The organism is Ochrobactrum sp. BTU1 (genome assembly GCA_018798825.1).
GTDB lineage: Bacteria > Pseudomonadota > Alphaproteobacteria > Rhizobiales > Rhizobiaceae > Brucella.
Genome location: CP076356.1, coordinates 23424 through 42851, shown reverse-complemented (window position 1 = coordinate 42851; position 19428 = coordinate 23424). Strand labels below are relative to the sequence as shown.

Here is a 19428-nt window from a genome sequence, read left to right as displayed (position 1 = left end):
AGACGCAGCCTGTAGTGCCGCAAAAATCTGTCATGTAAGTCGGATATTCTTGCTCGACTATTGCGACAGAAATTCGCGTGAGAATGCAAAGTTCGGGATTTCCGAGACAAACTCGCTGCATACCGAACGGAGTTAGGCGATCGTGCCGGAAAATCCATTAAATTGCCGGGGATCAAACGTTTAGTTTTGCGGTGAACGGAGTAGGCAGAACTCTTCGCCCCGGAAACGAAGCGCAACATAGCTACATTGGTTCATATGATCGATCAAACAGATCTGTTCGGGTGCTGACATTTCTTCCATCGTACAACGCTCTTTCGCACATGTCTGACTATAAATCTGACCGGTGGGAACATGCGCGACGTACAGCGAGGTCTTCTGTCCCTTCAGGTTGAGCTTTTCATATGCTGCTTTCAACCTTTCAAAAGCCGCACGATCTTGTCCCACAGGGTTAAGGGCGATTCCCATCTCGCCAACCTCGCCGACCATCCTCATGTAGCGCAGATGCTCCGATTCAGAACAAACAAGTCGATCAGCCTTCGCGGGGATCGAATACGTCAAGGCAATGGCACTTAGGATAACCGCCATCTTCCGCATAATTTCTCTTTCCGTTAGTGCTTAAGGGCCATGTAAATTTTGGTTTTGCTGTCAATTTTCTATCTTTTTTGCCGCGGAAATCTCCAACATCGGCGCCAACTCTACCATCTTAGCGTTCACTTCATGGAAAGTCATTCATAACGACAAACGGTCGCAAGGGGGGCGGAAGCTCTTCGGCAGCTTTGGGGTGTGAAGAGGCTAGTAAGCTTTCAAACAGACTAAACAAGAAAGCAGCCGTTGGGCACCGCGGGATCCTCATGATGCCCACTAAGTCCTACAGCCGCCTTTTGCACCAAAACATTTTTGATTTCAGACCACCAACTTGTCCTGAAAATCGGGATATATGCGGTATCAGGCCGTCAGGAAACATGGTCAGGCCCGGAACCGTTGGCGATATTCTCCTGGCGACAGTCCAACAATGCGAACGAAGATTTTGCTGAACGCACCGGGATCAGAATAGCCGACCTCCCAAGCGATGCGTTCAATGGGAGATTGGCCGAACTGCAAAAGCTCCTGGGCCTTGGCGACTCGTAAGCGTTGAGCGTAGTCGGTGGCGGTCATACCAGTGGCTTTCTGGAAACGACGCAGGAAGGTGCGTTGTTCCAATCCTGCCTGTTCGGCCAAGATCGCAAGTCGTGCTTCTTTGCCACCATTCGCCTGAAGAAAATGCTGGGCCTTAAGGATCGCTGCGTCCCCATGGGTCAGCCGTGGAGCGAACCCGCTATAATAGCGCTGCTCTCGTCCCGGTGGATCAATCAGCAGCATTCGTGCGGTCTGTGCCATTACCACAGGACCAAGAAAACGCTCCACAAGCTTCAGGCCAAGATCGGTCCATGCCATCAGTCCACCCACCGAGATGATATCACCACCGTCGATGATCAGCCGATCTGTATCGAGCGACACATCAGGGAAGCGATTGCGGAAGGCATCGGCAGAACCCCAGTGGGTTGTGATCGTTCGTCCGCCGAGAAGCCCGGTTTCCGCCAGAAGAAAGGCTCCGGCGCAGAGGGAAGCCAATACCGAACCCTCACCATGACGTGTGCGCAGCCAGCGCGCAAGCGGCGTGGCAACTTCTGCCGATATTGGTGGCTCCAGCGAAGGCGGCAGGATCAGCACGTCGCAAGGACCTGCGACCTCCCCGCTTGCGTCGGGCTCGCTTTGGAAAACAATATCGGGCTCTTCATCGCCCTCGAGCTGCAAATGCAGCACTAACAGACGCGGGGTAGCGGAAACGACATTATCAGCCAACCGGCAAGCGACCTTGAACAGGTCGGTCAATCCTAGCACAGCCGACGTCTGCGCACCTGGGTAAAGCAGGATCCCTATCCGCACATGTGCCATTGTCGATATCGCCCTTCATTATGTCGTTTTCGCCAATTGCGACAACACTCACCTGAAACGATCTTTGGCGCAAGCAACAACTAACTCTGAAAGGATTTTTCGACATGTCGAAGCGCGCTATTCTGGTCGTTGACCTTCAAAATGAATATTGGCCATCGGGCAACCTCCCGCTTCATGGCATCGACGCCGCAGCCACCAATGCCGCAAGCGTCATGGCTCATGCCCGCGCAAAAGGTGATCTGGTCATTAACATTCGCCACGAGATGCCCGGAGCACAACTCTTCGTGCCCGACAGCGACGGTGCCAAGATCAATCAAGCCGTGCTGCCGAAGGATGATGAGCCCGTCATCACCAAGCACTTCCCTAACTCCTTCCGCGAAACCGGGTTGAGCGATCTGCTCAAGGAAAACGGCATTGAGGACGTCGTGGTCGTCGGCGCGATGAGCCATATGTGCGTCGATGCGACGGTGCGCGCAGCCAACGATCTGGGCTACAAAACCATAACGATTCACGATGCCTGCGCAACGCTTGATCTGAACTTCGACGGTGTCACCACTCCGGCGGCACAGGTGCACGCGGCGCTGATGGCAGCGCTTTCCTTTGGCTATGGCGAAGTGATCTCCACCGACGCCTTCCTCGCTCGCTAACGGCCTGTTCGGGAGAAGACTATCATGACCACACGCAGAGAGCTTTTTGCCCTATCGGGTGCTGCGCTTGTCGCCAGTGCCTTTCCGACAAGCGCGCAGGTTACCGCCACGCCGCAGGGCAGTGTGAAAATCACGCAGATACGCAACGCAACGCTCCATATCGCCTATGGCGGCGTTCGCTTTCTTGTCGATCCGATGCTTTCGGACCGTCACGCCTGGCCGGGTTTTGAAGGCTCGGTGAACAGCGAGGAGCGCAATCCCCTTGTGCATCTTCCGATAACGAAGGAAGAAATCATCGACGTGGACGCGGTGATCGTCACCCATCTGCACGAAGACCATTGGGATGAAGAAGCGGGCAAGGTTCTGCCGAGGGCGCTGCCGATTTTCGCGCAGAACGATGCGGATGCTGCAACCATCCGGGGACAGGGGTTCTCCGATGTGCGCGTGCTTTCGGACACGTCCAGCTTCAAGGGTGTACAGCTCATCAAGACGGACGGCCGTCACGGGACCGAGGCGCACTACGCCAAGATCGGCAACCTTCTCGGTGAGGCGTGCGGTGTCGTGTTCAAGAAAGCCGGACTAAAGACCGTCTATCTGGCTGGCGACACGATCTGGCACGAACGGGTAGCGACAGCTCTGAAAACGCATCGTCCAGATGTGGCGATCCTGAACACCGGGTATGCGATGGTCGTAGGGATCGAGGGCGGCATCATCATGGGAACGCAAGATGTGCTTTCGGTCCACAAAGCCGTCCCAGAAACCCTCCTGATCGGCAGCCATATGGAAGCAGTGAACCACTGCACTGTGAGCCGGGCTGACCTACGGGCGTTTGCCCGGATCAACGGTTTCGCCGACAAGCTGCGCACTCCCGGTGATGGGGAAACCATTATCCTTTGAACGGATTAATCGACAACGCAGTGTTCTAGCTGCATTGCCGATCACGCGAAGCGGGCTATCCAGGCTGCTGCCTCGAAAGAGGAGGTTGCGGAAACAATCATGGTGTGCATAGCGCTTCGCGCCGGAGGAGGTATCACACATGGTTGACAGGCGATAAGGAGCATTTCTGACAGGAAATGACTGTCATCAAGTGCTTCAAAGCTGTGGCATCGGGAGATCCCTTTAATCTACGAAAGAGCGAGGCTTCGATTACGAACACGGTAAGCACCGGCACCAAAGCGAGTTTCCCGCTTGCGGAGGGTGTGCAAGCCGTATTTGGCGTATAGTGGCTCTGACTTACTGCTACCGCGAAAATGCCCGAAACTTGCGACGGATGCCATTCAACAAGGTGGCAAGGTCAGCTAAGCGGACCGCCTTAACAAGGCAACGGCGAGAATCTCGGATAGTCAATGTAACCCTCTGGACCTTCGCCGTAGAACGTATCCTTGTTCGGTATGTTCAGGGGTAGGCCCTGCTGAAGGCGTTCTGCAAGGTCGGGAGTGGCGATGTAGTCGCGCCCAAATGCCAGCGCGTCGGCAATGCTGGCTTCGATAAACCGCTCGCCGTCTTCCTGGGACATAAGTTCGTTGGCAATGACCGGGCCACCAAATCGGCGCTTGATCTCGCCGAGCAAACTGTCTTCGGCTTCGATCTCACGGACAAAAATGAACGCGAGCTTCCGCTTCGCTAGTTCGTCGGCGACGTGACCGAAGATCGCGCCGGGATTGCTGTCGCCCATGTCGTGTTCCTCGCCACGAGGCCGGAGATGCACTCCCACACGATCAGCACCCCACACCTCGATCACTGCATCCACGATTTCGAGCAGGAACCTGGCGCGGTTCGCCACCGAGCCGCCATATCGATCGGTTCGCTTGTTGGTTTTGTCCTGCAAAAACTGGTCGATGAGATAGCCATTGGCCGCATGCAGTTCGACCCCGTCGAAGCCAGCCGCCTTCGCCCGCTCGGCGCCCCGGCGAAAATCCTCGACGATCCCAGGAATTTCTTGGGTTTCCAGCGCACGTGGCACCGGATATGACCGCTTCGGCCGTAGCGACGAGACATGCCCAGCCGCGGGGATCGCACTGGGTGCTACCGGAAGTTCGCCATCGAGGAGTTCCGGGTCGGAGATGCGGCCAACGTGCCACAGCTGCAGAAACATGCGGCCACCAGCTTCGTGAACCGCTTGGGTGACGTGTTTCCACCCCTCCACCTGTGCATCATTCCAAATGCCGGGTGTGCCCCAATAGCCGACACCTTGAGGAGACACGGAGGTCGCTTCACTCAGGATCAAACCAGCTCCAGCCCGTTGCCGATAGTATTCCGCCATCATGGCGTTCGGAACGCGCTCGACGCCAGCGCGCTTGCGGGTGAGCGGTGCCATGATGATGCGGTTGGGCAAATCGAGAGCGCCAATCTTCAACGGAACGAACAAACGGGACATCTATAACTCCTTTGGACTGAGAGCAGATATAACCGCGCGCAGACATGGCGACAATTGCGCAATTGTTCGCCAAATCGTATACTTGAGGATGTCAATCGAGGCGCGTAGGATGGCTATCACAAACACTTTCGCTGGCGTCGAAGTCTTCATCAGCGCGGTAAGATCCGGGTCGTTCACTGCGGCTGCCGCTCGGTTTGGTATTACCAAGTCAGCCGCCGCCAAATCGGTGGTGCAACTCGAAAACCGGCTTGGCGTCAAGCTGCTGCATAGGACGACACGGCGGCTGTCACTGACACCGGAGGGCGCGGCTTATCTCGAGCAAGCCGAGGCCGCACTTGATCAGCTACGTTCGGCGGAGGACGCTGCCCGCTCGAAGGCAAGTACGGTGCGGGGTATACTCCGTGTAGATATGCCGGCGGCATTTGGTCGTCTGGTCGCCATGCCGGTCCTACTGGATATTCTCAGGGCACACCCCGATCTACGCCTGGCAGCGAGCTTTTCGGATCGGATCATCGATCCCGTGGAGGAAGGAGTGGATCTGTGCCTTCGGTTCGGCGAGCTGCCGGATCGCGCCGACATCGCTGCCCGCCCCCTAGGATCACAACGCCTGCTTCTTTGTGCAGCGCCCAGCTATCTAGAAGCGCACGGTGTGCCGGTGAACCAGAATGACCTGCATCGTCACGCCTGTATTTTGGGAAGCCAGCCTGAGCGACCAACTTCCTGGCGCTTTCTCGACGAGGAGAACCGTATCCTGTCTTTTGACCCGCCGGCAACCTACCAAGCCAGCGATGGCGAGGTTATCATCGCAATGGCAACAGCAGGCTTTGGCTTGTGTCAAATGCCGCAGTCACTTGTTCAGTCTTGCATCGATAGGGGTGAGCTGGTCGTGGTGCTACCGGATCGTTGCCGTGTGCGGTCTCCGTTCAATGCGGTTTGGCCAGCGACCCGCACCATGCTGCCGAGGGTCCGTGTTGTAGTGGACGAACTCGTTCGTCGAGCTGGCGCGGGAACTCTGTAGGGCCGGCGCCATCGCCAATTGGATTCTGCTTCAAAAGCAACTGACAGCGAGCCCGAACGTCTCGAATTAAGATCGAAGGCTACTGTCCGGCCGACGCGAAGCAACCACCGCAATTTTTTATGCGGGAACCGCCTGTAATCGCCTTCAGCAGGACAATACCAGAGAAGGAATTCTCGCAGATCATCCGCCAGTCGGATAAATAGCTGACGGCCTACCTCCGGCCTGCCCGAACACTTGCCCGGCGCCCACTTTATTGTCGCGGTGCAAAGACCAGCACAACAGCAATCAGAACTAACAGCGGGCCCATCCACTTAAATTGCCGAACAAGGTGATTGAACCGTTCCTGATGGCTGTCGAATTTGATGTGGCGAAAGCCGACCAGACTCATCCATATGCCCGCAGCAAACATTATCACCTGATCAATGTATTGCACACCACGTCCTCCTCCCAGCGCGTTGAAGGTATCCATCACCGACCACCTTAAACGAGGCGAGAGCGATTTACATCGTCAGGTTAAACAGCAGATGGGCGGAGCAGTTCTTGACTATCCGTCAGAGCTCACAGACGGCCGCCGTCTGGAACCCATGCGCGTTGTTGGCAACCTTAGTTCGGAAAGTACATGATTATATTGGTTATCGGAGGCGATGTGTACGCGGAACTTGTACGTGCTGTAAAACAATGGTATCAATGGCGTACGACCAATTTCGGAGGCCCTGATGCCCCAGACAAGCTACAAGATCAGCGAAGCCCGCAAGAATTTCGCCGAAGTCCTTGATCGCGCCAACCAGGGCGAAGAGATCATCATCATGCGTGGCAACGAAGTTTACGCCCGCATCGGTCCAGCAGCGGACGGTGGCAAGCGCCCTTTTGGCCTGTTGCGCCATCGTCGCCTGCCCGACGACCTGTTCGATACAGTTGATGCAGAGCAGGCGGCGATCGATGCCGGAGACTGGAATGATGATACCGGCGTCTGGCAAGGCAAATCCAACAATAGCGAAAACACGCAATGAAAATCCTGCTCGACAGCCACGCCGTCTACTGGTGGACAATCGGTAGTGATCGCCTGTCCACAAAGGCACGATCGCTGATCGAGGACAAGGCAAATGCTATCCTCGTCAGTGCGGTCACGTTCTATGAGCTGGAGAACAAGATGCGCCTGAACAAGCTTGATCTCAAGCCCCAGGAACTGCGGGCAGCCGTCACGGGAAGCGGCCTGCAAACACTAGCCATCACCGATCTGCATGCCGAACTGGCAGCAAATTTTGATTGGGAACATCGCGATCCGTGGGACCGGATTCTTGCCGCTCAGGCGCGGCTTGAGCACTGCACTTTCATCTCGGCGGATCTGGCGTTCGACGCGATTCTGCATGAGCGCGTCTGGTAAGGGTAGTGGCGGTGAAGGTATTCGTGGACATTGCCGAGGCAGCGGAGCGATTTGACGAACTAATTGACTTCGTTTTGCGCGATGACGAGGTTGTCATCTGTCGAGCTGGCGATCCTATCGCCGCGATCGTGCCAATTTCGCAGAACGGCCAAGGTACATGGGATGAAGTCTGGGCGCTGGCGCTTATGGGAAGGCCTGCGTACACGCACCAGGCTTCGAACCATGATGAACTATATGACGAGAACGGACTGCCGAAATGAGCAGCTCGTCGTCAAGTTCGATTGAAAAACGCACCGAGACTTTAGATACGATTGCCGCTGTCTTGCCGATGAACCGCCGCGACATGCTGGCCGGCATTTTGACCGATGAAGATGTCGAGACGCTGCGCCATCTGGTCAATGAAGGCATGGGCGAAAACACCCTGCGCGCGCTGACTTCGGATCTGGCCTATCTCGAAGCCTGGTCGATGGCTGCAACCGGCAGCCCACTCCCCTTTCCGGCACCTGAAGCCCTGGTGCTGAAATTTGTCGGCCATCATTTGTGGCGGCCAGAGCAACGCGCGGTCGATCCCGGTCACGGCATGCCGGCTGACGTGGAAGAAGGATTGCGCCAACAAGGCTTTCTGCGTGTATCCGGGCCGCATGCACCGGCAACGGTCCGTCGTCGTCTCGTCAACTGGTCGACGCTGACCCGCTGGCGAGGTCTGGAAGGATCGTTTTCATCGCCGTCCGTCAAATCGGCAATCCGCCTCGCGGTGCGCGCCATCAACCGGCCGCGCAACCGCAAGAGCGCCAATGCCATTACCGGCGATATTCTGAGCAAGTTGCTCGCGACCTGTTCCGGCGAGGATCTGACCGCTTTGCGCGACCGAGCTATCCTGATGGTGGCCTTTGCCTCAGGCGGGCGCAGGCGCAGCGAAGTCGCCGGCTTGCGCGTAGAACAGCTTGTCAAACAGGTGCCTGTCGCTGACGAAGATGGTTCCTCCCTCCCCTCTCTTGGCATCCATCTCGGTCGCACCAAAACCAGTGGTGCCGATCACGATGAAACCGTCTATCTGACCGGCCGGCCCGTCGAAGCCCTTAACCGCTGGCTGGAAGCGGCAAAGATCGAAAATGGCAGTGTGTTTCGCAAAATCGATCGTTGGGGCAATGTTTCTCTACGAGCGCTCGAACCCAGCGCCATCAACCGGATCGTCAAGCAGCGTGCGCAAATGGCAGGGCTTAAGCCGGAGGAGTTTTCCGCTCATGGTTTGCGCTCCGGCTATCTCACGGAAGCGGCCAATCGCGGTATTCCTCTTCCGGAAGCCATGGAACAATCGCGCCATCGCTCCGTGCAGCAAGCGTCCGACTATTACAACAACGCCAAACGGCGCAGCGGACGCGCGTCAAGGTTGATTTGAAAGTCCAGCCCAGATGTCTGACATCGGGGTTGAGAGGCGACCATCCGCACGTGGCCCGACCACGTGATAGCTTTCAATGAACAATTTGGAGCCATCGTCATTGGTTTTTGAACGAATAGTTCGGGCCTTGCTCAGCCAGGTGAGACCGATCCAGGCAGACGCTCAGTCCTTGGATTTGCCGTCTGAGTGCATGGATGCCGCGTTCTCAGATGGTGCCCCTGAAAAACCGGTGCCTCGACCATGCGCACAAACCTCATTCAAGAATCCGTTTAAAGGGGTCCTTCTTAGATATCGGCTACATCGCGCAGCCGTACGCCGGAGTAGTTGGCCGCACTCAATGCATCAAACATGGCGCGGTCGCAGATGGGAGGTGCTCCCATGCGATCCTGGCGGAAGATATGGGCATCTCCCACAACATCCGGTTTGAACACCAAGCTGGCTCCGCCGACGAGGCTATAAAGTTTCTCGTCCTCGCCGGTCTGATAATTGTGGTCGAGCTTGATCCTTACGCGAGAGGAGGCTTCATCCAGGGCATCGAGTCTGCGCAGCACATTGCCTAGGTAGTACTGAGGACCGAGGCTCCCGTCAGCAAGGCTGAAGTCGCATGCCATAAATGCAAACGCCTCGGCGTCCATCTGCTCAAACAGTTGCTTCAAAGGCTCCGACACAATCCATATGCCAGCGAATTCTTCCAGATCGCGTGGCATTCCGCCCTTCTCCGGTACATGAACCAGGTGGGGACGCTCCGGATACTGATCTGGCATTCCGTTAGGACGCGAGACGACATTCATCCCCGGCTGGACCAGCTTCTCTTCGTTGGCGATTTCTATGCCGGGGACCCTGCCGTTGCCCAAGAAGCCGGCATCGACTAGGAAAAATTCGCCCTTATGAGATGCGGCTGCGACTGAAATTTCAATGGCGGTCGGTTCGTTCACGGTGGCTTCCATCATAGATTCGGGGGGCAGAACGGGAAAGCAGTTGAGCCGATGCTAGCCCGGCTTTAGTGCAGCCACAAGTTCTGTCGAAACGGTGCTCACGATACTTGATCCACGTGAGTCTCGGGGGAGTTCGGAACAATGGTCGACAAGATGCTGGCTACACTGTCCAATAGAGACATTGACCCATGCCATCGTTCTCAATGACTGCGGCCACTCACTTTCCGATGAAGCCGATATTGTGGAGCATATCACCAGGATGGTTGCAGGATATCTTGGTACAGCACAACTGCCTATCCGCACTATTCTGCAAGAAGCAGGATAATCTCAAAGTTTGGAGGCCGGCGCTTTGGCAATCTCACACAAGCCGCCCGCAACGGCATTCCCTGTCCGAGTTTATGCAGCAGTCGCAGCATAAATCCGTCAATCACGCAGCGCACTACTACAATTATGCTGAATGCAAATCAGGAAAAGCGGCAAGGCTGATCGTATGAGTTGATCGGTAGTCGACGCAGTTCAGAAATCCCGTTTTCCTTTCGCTGGAATTTGAGGATGTGCCTCAGTTTCTGCTGGCCGTCCACGTTTGCCAATTGTCGAGCTTAGACTTAAACAGCTTAAACAATAGCTGGAGCGCAACTTGAAAATTATTGCCGTTGATTTTGAAACCGCAAATGAACAGCGGGGAAGCGCCTGCTCAGTGGGCTTGGCATGGATTGAAAACGGCCGCGTTATGCGTGTCGTCGAACGATTGATCCGCCCCAAAGAGATGCGCTTTTCTTCTTTTAACATCGCCATTCATGGCATTAGACCGGAATATGTCGAAGATGCGGCTGAATTTCCTGAAGTTATGAGTGAGTTTGCCGATGATTTCTGCGGCGCAACAATGATTGCGCATAACGCTTCATTTGATTTCAGTGTCTGGCGTGCGTGTCTTGATCAATACCGACAGAGCTATCCCGCGCTTCAATATCTTTGCTCGGTCAAAATGGCGCAAAAGGTCTGGCCCGATCTGTCGTCACATAAATTAAATGTACTGGCCAGTTATTTGGGATTGAGCTTCAAACATCATAATGCTGCCGAAGATGCCACCATTTGTGCAGAGGCTTCAATTGCCATGGCCAAGGCGCTGCGTGTTACAACTTTGCTCGACGTTCCTGCTCACATCGGTATGAAACCTGGCCGACTATTTGCCGGAGGCTATGAGGCATGCACATGCCGAAAACGGTAAAATCGCTTACGAAACTACTGACTAGTTACGTCACAAATACCCATTTTCGGTCGTTTCGAGCGCTCCTGTAATGAAAACAAGAAGACTAATCAGGCAGATAATTTCAGGTGATGTGGTATGAAAGCCGCATGAATTTCTGGACACCAGCCGATGTCCCTAGACTGGTGAGATGCAATGGTAATCGGGCTATCTGCTGTGCCTATTCTCTCCGCTAGAAACAATGGGTACGACTGGAGCGTCGCCGACGCGAAACGACAATTCTCCGAGCACGACTGCGGCGGCACCCAAGCCTATGGCGAAAAGGCGTGGCGACGAGGCTCAATCCTGAAGCTATTAGGGATGCACCTAGCCCTGCAACCTGACCCAGCGGGCGCCTCGCCATGGCGTTGAGATTACCGATCAGGATATCGAAACCCTGTGCCATCTGGTCAATGAAGGCATGGGCGAAAACACCCTGCGCGCGCTGACTTCGGATCTGGCCTATCTCGAAGCCTGGTCGATGGCTGCAACCGGCAGCCCACTCCCCTTTCCGGCACCTGAAGCCCTGGTGCTGAAATTTGTCGCCCATCATCTGTGGCGGCCAGAGCAACGCGCGGTCGAACCCAGTCACGGCATGCCGGCCGACGTGGAAGAGGAATTGCGCCAACAAGGCTTTCTGCGCGTATCGGGGCCACATGCACCGGCAACGGTCCGTCGTCGTCTTGCCAACTGGTCGACGCTGACCCGCTGGCGCGGGCTGGAAGGATCGTTTTCATCGCCGTCCGTCAAATCGGCAATCCGCCTCGCGGTGCGCGCCATCAACCGGCCGCGCAACCGCAAAAGCGCCAATGCCATCACCGCTGATATTCTGGGCAAATTGCTGGCGACCCTGTTCTGGTGAGGATCTGACAGCGCTGCGCGATCGGGCCATCCTGATGGTGGCCTTTGCTTCCGGTGGCCGCCGCCGCAGCGAAGTAGCCAGCTTGCGGACGGTACAGCTTGTCAAACAGGTCCCTGTCACCGATGCGGAGGGCTCCCCCCTCCTTCGCTCGGCATCCATCTCGGACGCACCAAAACCAGTGGTACCGATCACGATGAAACAGTCTATCTGACCGGCCGTCCTGTCGAAGCCCTCACTCGCTGGCTAGAAGTGGCAAAGATCGAAAATGGCAGTGTGTTTCGCAAAATCGATCGTTGGGGCAATGTTTCTCTACGAGCGCTCGAACCCAGCGCCATCAACCGGATCGTCAAGCAGCGTGCGCAAATGGCAGGGCTTAAGCCGGAGGAGTTTTCCGCTCATGGTTTGCGCTCCGGCTATCTCACGGAAGCGGCCAATCGCGGTATTCCTCTTCCGGAAGCCATGGAACAATCGCGCCATCGCTCCGTGCAGCAGGCATCCGATTACTATAACGATGCCAAGCGGCGCAGCGGACGGGCATCGCGACTGCTTTGAGGCCCTTAGCGAACGGTTGGAAGTTTGATTTCGTTCAATCTGGAAAGCCCCGAATTGACCATCAGATATTCATCTAGCTGCGGATCTTCCATATATCGCATTTGTTCGTCCAAAATGTCGTAGTCCCCTCCAATTTCTTCTCGCAAAAGCGCTGGTAATCTGTCCACATTCGCATGGAAACGATCACAAAGGGTATGAGACCACAGGCTTGGATCAAGCGGATACATTGGGTTGAGATAACCGGAGTGTTCGAAATCCAGTTGATCGCGCAAAGTTTGAGCCGTTTCAGAAAGTTCTACGCGGGCAGGTTTTCGCACTCGACTGTCAAGATCAAAGGATGCCCCATCGACAGTCCCCACGTCGAGCCTATCACGTGTTGCAGCATTACCTGTCCATAGACAGCCTCCTGCACCATAATCAAAGAAGAACCTGAGTACACTTTTCGCCATGACATGGTCATAGCAGCTTCGGGAACGTCGGGAAATGGAAGCTTCCCTGACTGTCGCTGAGGAAGCCCCAAGTGATCAGTCTGGTTTCAGTTACCGCCCAAAAGATCGCCAGCGTGGCGCATGATTGGCATCGAGGGTTGTTTCCGACCCCCGTTTCGGCCGTTAGTGAGGCCGGGCCTCCTCCTTGGAAGCGGACGTTGAATCCATAATCGTTTCAATCCAAGCACCGTGTGGGTCGGTCCACGCCGTGGGTTGATTATTCACTGAAAGCAGGAAGGCACCTTTCGATGGAGCATCTGCGGAGGCGAAGCCAAAATGCGATATGACGCTCGGTGCCTCGTTGCAGATCCAGATGTCTGACAGCGCGGAGACTAGGTTGGCAAACCTCATGCGGTCTTCGTTGCTTGGGACGTAGGCGAGAACGGCGGTATGGAAGACGACCAGCGTGGCGTCTTGCGGTGCTTGACTGCACAGAGCTTCGAACTCTGGTCCCAGGAGATCACCCTGTACGATCGTCGGCCTCTCCTCTGCCACGATACCTAGTGCCAAACGAAGCCGGTTGCGGCGCTCTTCCTGTTCGGGCCAGATAAGCGTCTCGAGCCATGCGGCCTCCTCTGGGTCACCAGCGTCCAGGGGATTTAGATCGAGACCAGCCCGCCAAACGATCTGCGGAAGCGTGTCAGGCATCTGGATATTTGCGGCAGCCGTGCATGGGAACACGGGATGAGGTTTAGCCTCCGCCAAGGGCTTGAGGCTCCGTGAGGGGTACTCGTATCCGTATCGATCCGGAAAGAGGCAAAGCCCAGCGGACGCTCCGACCTCCAAAAGCGCTAGAGGCTGAGGCAGACTGGCCAACACTGGCAGGAGCACAGCGCACCGTCCCGGTTCGTTTGTTTGCGTCGAGCGCTCCAGCATGATGGAGCGAACCGCATCGAAGCGATCCACTAAAACTTGCCTGAACTCGCTGTAGTTCGCCGGGACACCAAAAAGGTGGCGGTAGGCGGCGAGAAGTAGGTTGGGCTGCTGCTTTGGTTGAGGCAGGGTTGCAATCAAGCTGAGAACTTCTGCGTCGTTCGATACGCTCATTGTGAGGTGCTCATATAACGGAGACCGCCCGCTCGCCTCACGGACTGCAAATCGATGGTAGCGGGCGGACAACTCACCCCGATCCATGTCGATAGTCATGCTAAACTCCTCCGTGCCGCTGGCTGCCAACGAAGGGCAGCTGTATAGCAGCCAATTTTGCAAAACGGACAGTCAACCTTCCACACCTACGCGGAGGTTGAAAGCATAATCTCTGGAACTACTGCTCTTGGGTAGCGCGGGTATGCTACGTGAATGTCTGCAATTGGGCGAAAGCAGCCCCTCAGAGTTCTACAAAATTCACGCTCCGTTCTTGACTACGCGTCAGATCTCTCAGAGGGCCGCCGTCTGGAACAGCATGCGTGTTGTTGGCGATCGTGGTCTGGAAAGTACAGTATTATTGGTTATCGGATGTTAGATGACCAAGGCGTTGACCAATCCCGAGAATACCGCTACAACAGCCCTGAAAGAACCGATAATTGGTGCCACACCGCCACCTGATCAACAGCCGGAGATCTGGCCATGACTGTAACTGTGAAAGTCGCTGAAGCCAAAACCCATCTTTCAGACTTGCTAGCACGGGTCGAAGCCGGCGAAGAGGTGATCATTTCGCGTGGCAACACACCCATCGCGCGCTTGGTGGCGCTTGATGAACGGCGTCAGCGGCTGGCCGCGATTGAAGCTGTACGTGCGTTTCGGGCCCAGGCGCAACCTGTCACGCAGGAAGAAATTCGCTCGTGGATTGAAGAAGGGCGCCGTTACTGATGGCCTTTATTGTCGACGCATCAGTAGCCGGTGCGTGGCTGCTGCCTGATGAAGATCATCCGTTCGCCGCACAGATGATGAACCAACTGGCCGATGAAGACGCGGTTGCCCCGGAACTTCTACAGCATGAAATCCGCAGTATTCTACTGATCGCCGAAAAGCGCGGTCGGATTGCTGAGGACATGGTGTACACAGCTCTGACGCGTTTTCGTGCCTTGCCATTGCGTCTGATAACGCGCAGCGAGGATTCTGAGGTCATTCGGGTCGCCCGACGCCATCAGCTCAGCGCTTACGATGCTGCTTATCTGGCGCTCGCACTGACCGAAACCCTGCCGCTGGCCACGCTGGATCGCAAACTGGCCGCCGCTGCCCGCGCGGAAAAGGCAATTGTTCTGGGCCCGCTCGCCCATGGCCACTAACAGCGTTCAATCCAGAACACTATTGCGCGCCGAAACACTCGACACGATTGCCGCTGTCTTGCCGCTGAACCGCCGCGACAGGCTCGCCAGGCTATTGACCGATCAGGATATCGAAACCCTGCGCCATCTGGTCAATGAAGGCATGGGCGAAAACACGCTGCGCGCACTGACTTCGGATCTGGCCTATCTCGAAGCCTGGTCGATGGCTGCAACTGGCAGCCCCCTCCCCTTTCCGGCACCTGAAGCCCTGGTGCTGAAGTTTGTCGCCCATCATCTGTGGCGGCCAGAGCAACGCGAGATCGAACCCAGTCACGGCATGCCGGCCGACGTGGAAGATGAACTACGCCAACAAGGCTTTCTGCGCGTGTCGGGGCCACATGCACCGGCAACGGTTCGTCGTCTTGCCAACTGGTCAACGCTGACACGCTGGCGCGGTCTGGAAGGATCGTTTTCATCGCCGTCCGTCAAATCGGCAATCCGCCTCGCGGTGCGCGCCATCAACCGGCCGCGCAACCGCAAGAGCGCCAATGCCATTACCGGCGATATTCTGAGCAAGTTGCTCGCGTCCTGTTCCGGCAAGGATCTGACCGCTTTGCGCGACCGAGCTATCCTGATGGTGGCCTTTGCCTCAGGCGGGCGCAGGCGCAGCGAAGTTGCCAGCTTGCGAACGGAACAGCTTGTCAAACAGGTCCCTGTCACCGATGAGAACGGCTCCCCCCTCCCCTCGCTCGGCATCCATCTCGGACGCACCAAAACCAGTGGTACCGATCACGATGAAACCGTCTATCTGACCGGCCGACCCATCGAAGCCCTCACTCGCTGGCTAGAAGTGGCAAAATCGACAAGGGCAGCGTGTTTCGAAAAGTCGATCGCTGCGGTAATGTTTCGGCGCGTGCGCTTGAACCCAGCGCCGTCAACCGGATCGTCAAACAGCGGGCGCAATTGGCCGGGCTTGATGGCAAGGAATTCTCGGCCCACGGCCTCCGTTCCGGTTATCTCACCGAAGCGGCCAATCGTGGCATTCCACTCCCTGAAGCCGTGGAACAATCGCGCCATCGCTCTGTGCAACAGGCGTCCGAGTATTACAACAATGCCAAACGGCGTAGTGGACGGGCGTCGCGGCTCTTGTAATGAGAAACTAATCATCATTCACGCCTCAACAGCTTCTCATCTACTTAATAGAAGACACTCCTCTGTGAGATTATATTGCAAATGCCATGTAGTCTGCTGGCAATATAGCTGTTCCTGATTTATAAAGCTGCAACGTAGTGACTGACTGCGCATCAGGGGGCAGTAATGGGGCAGAATTTTTCGAAAACCGGTTCTTCGCACGCGGAGTTTTCTCGACAGAAAAGGCATTTGTTATGGCTTTCTTCCGTCGCCCTCACAGCTTCAATCAGTTTGCCGCTTGCAAGCCAGGCGGAAACTTGGGTCACAGGTCCTGGACTCTGGTCAGAGTCGACTCGATGGCAGGAAACCACTGTGCCCAACGCGCCGGGGGCAGTCGCAACCTTCAACGCAATGGAAGGTGTCAGTTTCAGTGTTAATCTTGGCGGACAGCAAGCCACCGTTGGGGAGCTCAATATTCTGGGAGACGTGTATGGCGGATATTTTTTCAATAATGGTACACTGACATTTTCGGACGCCGACGGGCGTGCGTTCGTGAATGTCGTCGCCCACAATCAAACGCATGTACCGGATTTCGGTTACGGCAACTCCGTCAGCGTCGAACTGGCATCAGATACCGTTTTTGATACGATAGGCACGTCTGCAACGCTGCATTTCGGCTCCGGAGCTGCAATTTCAGGACCCGGGGCCTTGATAAAGCAGGGTTTGGGAACACTGACATTGTCGGGGAGCAATATTTACACCGGCGGAACGACGATTTCAGCTGGTACTTTGATTGCCGATCATCAAGATGGCGGTAATGTCATTGACGCGATGGGTACTGGACTGATCACGCTCAACGGTGGCCGTCTGCATTCTTCCGCCAGCAGCTCTACGCTCAACGATTACCTAATTGTTGCTCGCACAACGAGCACAATCAGCACGGCAACTGACACTGCGCTCTGGTTGAATGGTGGCGGTGGCCAGTATTTTTCCCTTCAAGGCGACGTGGTAATTGGAGCCTCCGACGGTGCTGGAACCGTCGTCATGGACGTCATCGGCACGCCTACAAGCTCCGATGCGACCATAACGGTTTCATATGGACGCCTTGTAAACGGCAACAGTTCGCTGGGAAATATTACGGCCGTCGCCGGTGCAACACGCGTGGCGTCAGGCGCAACGCTGGATATGTCCACTTATGGTGGCACAATTCGCAACTTGCAGGATGCGACGCCAGGCATTGGCGGCACGGTGTCGTGGGCGAGCAGTTCTCTGTACGTGTATGGTGGTAGTTTCTCAGGCCAGTTCGACATTTCGCAAGGCGGCAATCTCGTCAAAAGAAGTACAGACACTCTTCTTCTCAACGGCGACAACTATAATTTCAGTGGCACGACGACAGTTGCGGAAGGCAAACTGATTGTCGGCGACGCGAACAACAGCAGCGCTGCACTTGGCGGGTCCATCAATGTTCTATCCGGGGCTACTCTTGGCGGTTACGGCTCCGTCGGGGAAACGACAGTTCAGTCAGGTGGTATCTTGTCTCCGGGCAATTCCATCGGCATCCTGACTGTCGATGGCAATCTGACGCTCGCACCCGGTTCAACGCTTGAAGTCGAAATTTCTGCAAGTGGTCCCTCAAATCGCCGTTCTGATATCGTGGGTGTCACAGGCATGACCACGATTTCTGGCGGCATGCTTTCCGTTTCTGCCATCGATCCCAAAACGAGTTATCAAAGCGGGCAAAGCTATACCATTCTGCACGCTGACGGCGGTCTCAGCGGGACTTTTGATACTGTTGTCTCAAAATCAGCCTTTCTCAATCTGTCCGTAAATTATATGGCGAACGATATTCTTCTGAATATCGCGATCAAAGAAGATCCAGCGGTACCGGTCGATCCTGAAACGCCAACGCCCGGTACACCTGTTGACCCGGAAACCCCTAAACCTGAAAAGCCCTCCCCTGCCCTCTTCACGACTGTGGCCCAGACCCGCAATCAATATGCGACGGCCGGAGGACTGGATAGTCTGCAGCAGACGGGTTCGTCGCTTGCGCTCTATAACAGCGTGCTGATGCTGTCGGCCGATGAGGCGCGTGCAGCCTTCGACAGCCTTTCCGGCGAGGCTTACGCTTCCGCGAAAGGCGTACTGATCAACGACAGCCAGTTTATTCGCAATGCAGCCCTTGGTCGTCTGCAGCAGGCGTTTGGCGGCGCTCCGGCAACGCCGATTAATGCGCTGTCCTATGCCGGCTCGCAAAGGCATGTATCGGCGTCCGCCTCGGCCATCGATGCCGCAGCTCCGGCCAGCATTGCTCCTGCTCAAAATCTCTATACCGCCTGGGGCTATGCATATGGCGCATGGACGAGACAGGATAGCAATAGCAAGGCAGGATCGGTAGAATCCTCTGTTGGCGGGTTTGTCACCGGTATCGACGGTACTGTCCTCGACACATGGCGTCTCGGACTTCTGGCCGGCTACAGCCATTCCAGCTTCGATGCGGATGATCGCGCCTCGTCGGGCAGCAGCGATAATCATACACTCGGCGCCTATGCAGGAAAGGAATGGAGGCTCAATAATGGACATGCCTTGGCATTCCGGTCCGGTCTTGCCTATACATGGCATAATATCGACATGAACCGTTCTGTCGCCTTCACCGGCTTGGCCGATAATCTGAGCGGCGATTATGATGCGGGAACTTTCCAGGTCTTTGGCGAACTTGGCTATAAGCTCCACTATGGCAAAGCCCTGTTCGAGCCTTATGCGGGTCTTGCCTATGTTCGCCTAAAGACCGACGGACTTGATGAAAAGGGCCAGACAGCCGCCGCCCTTTCGGTTCAGTCCGACACGACGGACACGAGCTTCTCGACGCTCGGGCTTCTCGCATCGACAGAGTTTGCTCTGGGCAGCATCACGGCAACAGCGCGGACCGATCTTGGCTGGCGACATGCCTATGGTGATATCACACCGGTTTCCACCGCAAGCTTTATCGGTTCGGATGCCTTCACGGTCTTCGGGCTTCCAATCGCTGAAGATGCAGCTCTCATCGGCGCAGGACTTGATTTCAAGCTCGCAGAAGATGCCACACTCGGCATCTCCTATGACGGTCAGTTTGCATCCGGCTCCAAACAAAACGGGTTCAACGCCAAGCTCAGTGTCAGCTTCTAGGTTCTGCTTGCGAAGGTGCTTGCTGTCAATCGACATTGCCTTCTTGCATGACACCGCATGCGGTGTCATGCTGCCCAAACACTTA

At 55.9% G+C, this 19428-nt stretch carries 18 protein-coding genes and 3 pseudogenes; 14 read left to right on the top strand and 7 right to left on the bottom strand.

The features are described from left to right. Positions 1-180 precede the first annotated feature (180 nt). Both KMS41_19270 and KMS41_19265 read right to left on the bottom strand, forming a co-directional pair. Entirely contained in the window at positions 181-594 is a 414-nt protein-coding gene (locus tag KMS41_19270) for a hypothetical protein (protein ID QWK80741.1), read from the bottom strand. Positions 595-966: 372 nt separating this feature from the next. Continuing rightward, positions 967-1935 (bottom strand): GlxA family transcriptional regulator, encoded by a 969-nt coding sequence (locus KMS41_19265; GenBank protein QWK80740.1) that lies wholly within the window; start codon positions 1933-1935, stop codon positions 967-969. A 104-nt stretch (positions 1936-2039) separates the two neighbouring features. Between KMS41_19265 and KMS41_19260 the strand changes: the two genes are divergently transcribed. Genes KMS41_19260 through KMS41_19250 form a run of 3 tightly spaced genes read left to right on the top strand, consistent with a single transcriptional unit; the run spans position 2040 to position 3626 of the window. Then, positions 2040-2582, top strand: coding sequence for a cysteine hydrolase (locus tag KMS41_19260; GenBank protein QWK80739.1), 543 nt, complete (start codon positions 2040-2042; stop codon positions 2580-2582). A gap of 24 nt (positions 2583-2606) precedes the next feature. Then, positions 2607-3479: an MBL fold metallo-hydrolase gene (locus KMS41_19255; GenBank protein ID QWK80738.1), complete on the top strand. Its 873-nt coding sequence runs from the start codon at positions 2607-2609 to the stop codon at positions 3477-3479. A gap of 33 nt (positions 3480-3512) precedes the next feature. Then, positions 3513-3626 carry a hypothetical protein gene (locus KMS41_19250; protein ID QWK81117.1) on the top strand — a complete coding sequence of 38 codons (114 nt, stop codon included), beginning with the start codon at positions 3513-3515 and terminating at the stop codon, positions 3624-3626. Positions 3627-3894: 268 nt separating this feature from the next. Here KMS41_19250 and KMS41_19245 read toward each other — a convergent pair whose 3' ends face one another. Further along, a complete protein-coding gene (locus tag KMS41_19245; GenBank protein QWK80737.1) occupies positions 3895-4959 on the bottom strand; it encodes an alkene reductase in 1065 nt (354 codons plus the stop codon). A 109-nt stretch (positions 4960-5068) separates the two neighbouring features. Here KMS41_19245 and KMS41_19240 point away from each other — a divergent pair, with 109 nt between their 5' ends. Next, positions 5069-5977, top strand: a complete 909-nt coding sequence (locus tag KMS41_19240) for a LysR family transcriptional regulator (protein ID QWK80736.1) — start codon at positions 5069-5071, stop codon at positions 5975-5977. Between the two features lie 250 nt (positions 5978-6227). Here KMS41_19240 and KMS41_19235 read toward each other — a convergent pair whose 3' ends face one another. Then, positions 6228-6446, bottom strand: coding sequence for a hypothetical protein (locus KMS41_19235; protein ID QWK80735.1), 219 nt, complete (start codon positions 6444-6446; stop codon positions 6228-6230). Positions 6447-6693: 247 nt separating this feature from the next. Between KMS41_19235 and KMS41_19230 the strand changes: the two genes are divergently transcribed. From KMS41_19230 to KMS41_19215, 4 genes are read left to right on the top strand one after another with little or no spacing between them, the layout of a single operon-like run. Further along, the gene (locus KMS41_19230; protein QWK80734.1) at positions 6694-6987 is read left to right on the top strand and encodes a type II toxin-antitoxin system prevent-host-death family antitoxin; all 294 of its coding nucleotides are present in this window, start codon (positions 6694-6696) and stop codon (positions 6985-6987) included. Beyond that, positions 6984-7361 carry a type II toxin-antitoxin system VapC family toxin gene (locus KMS41_19225; GenBank protein QWK80733.1) on the top strand — a complete coding sequence of 126 codons (378 nt, stop codon included), beginning with the start codon at positions 6984-6986 and terminating at the stop codon, positions 7359-7361. Before KMS41_19230 ends, KMS41_19225 begins: the two co-directional genes overlap by 4 nt. A 23-nt stretch (positions 7362-7384) precedes the next feature. After that, positions 7385-7621, top strand: coding sequence for a prevent-host-death family protein (locus KMS41_19220; protein ID QWK81116.1), 237 nt, complete (start codon positions 7385-7387; stop codon positions 7619-7621). Then, positions 7618-8760 carry a site-specific integrase gene (locus tag KMS41_19215; protein QWK80732.1) on the top strand — a complete coding sequence of 381 codons (1143 nt, stop codon included), beginning with the start codon at positions 7618-7620 and terminating at the stop codon, positions 8758-8760. Before KMS41_19220 ends, KMS41_19215 begins: the two co-directional genes overlap by 4 nt. A gap of 284 nt (positions 8761-9044) precedes the next feature. Here KMS41_19215 and KMS41_19210 read toward each other — a convergent pair. Then, positions 9045-9738: pseudogene (locus tag KMS41_19210) on the bottom strand (DUF1629 domain-containing protein). 594 nt (positions 9739-10332) lie between these two features. Between KMS41_19210 and KMS41_19205 the strand changes: the two are divergent. Both KMS41_19205 and KMS41_19200 read left to right on the top strand, forming a co-directional pair. Beyond that, complete coding sequence (locus KMS41_19205; protein QWK80731.1) at positions 10333-10923, top strand: 3'-5' exonuclease; 591 nt, start codon at positions 10333-10335, stop codon at positions 10921-10923. 439 nt (positions 10924-11362) lie between these two features. Beyond that, positions 11363-12355: pseudogene (locus KMS41_19200) on the top strand (site-specific integrase). A 5-nt stretch (positions 12356-12360) separates the two neighbouring features. On the opposite strand, the gene KMS41_19195 reads toward KMS41_19200, so the two are convergent. Beyond that, entirely contained in the window at positions 12361-12804 is a 444-nt protein-coding gene (locus KMS41_19195; protein QWK80730.1) for a hypothetical protein, read from the bottom strand. Positions 12805-12966: 162 nt separating this feature from the next. Next, entirely contained in the window at positions 12967-13977 is a 1011-nt protein-coding gene (locus KMS41_19190; protein ID QWK81115.1) for a DUF2332 domain-containing protein, read from the bottom strand. A gap of 432 nt (positions 13978-14409) precedes the next feature. On the opposite strand from KMS41_19190, the gene KMS41_19185 reads away from it, so the two are divergent. The 4 genes and pseudogenes from KMS41_19185 (at position 14410) to KMS41_19170 (ending at position 19343) form a co-directional block, all read left to right on the top strand. Then, positions 14410-14652: a type II toxin-antitoxin system prevent-host-death family antitoxin gene (locus KMS41_19185; protein QWK80729.1), complete on the top strand. Its 243-nt coding sequence runs from the start codon at positions 14410-14412 to the stop codon at positions 14650-14652. Next, positions 14652-15071 (top strand): type II toxin-antitoxin system VapC family toxin, encoded by a 420-nt coding sequence (locus KMS41_19180; protein ID QWK80728.1) that lies wholly within the window; start codon positions 14652-14654, stop codon positions 15069-15071. Before KMS41_19185 ends, KMS41_19180 begins: the two co-directional genes overlap by 1 nt. Further along, positions 15061-16202, top strand: a pseudogene (locus KMS41_19175) (tyrosine-type recombinase/integrase). Before KMS41_19180 ends, KMS41_19175 begins: the two are co-directional and overlap by 11 nt. 351 nt (positions 16203-16553) lie before the next feature. Next, on the top strand, positions 16554-19343 hold the full coding sequence (locus KMS41_19170; protein QWK80727.1) for an autotransporter domain-containing protein: 2790 nt from the start codon (positions 16554-16556) through the stop codon (positions 19341-19343). Positions 19344-19428: the final 85 nt, after the last annotated feature.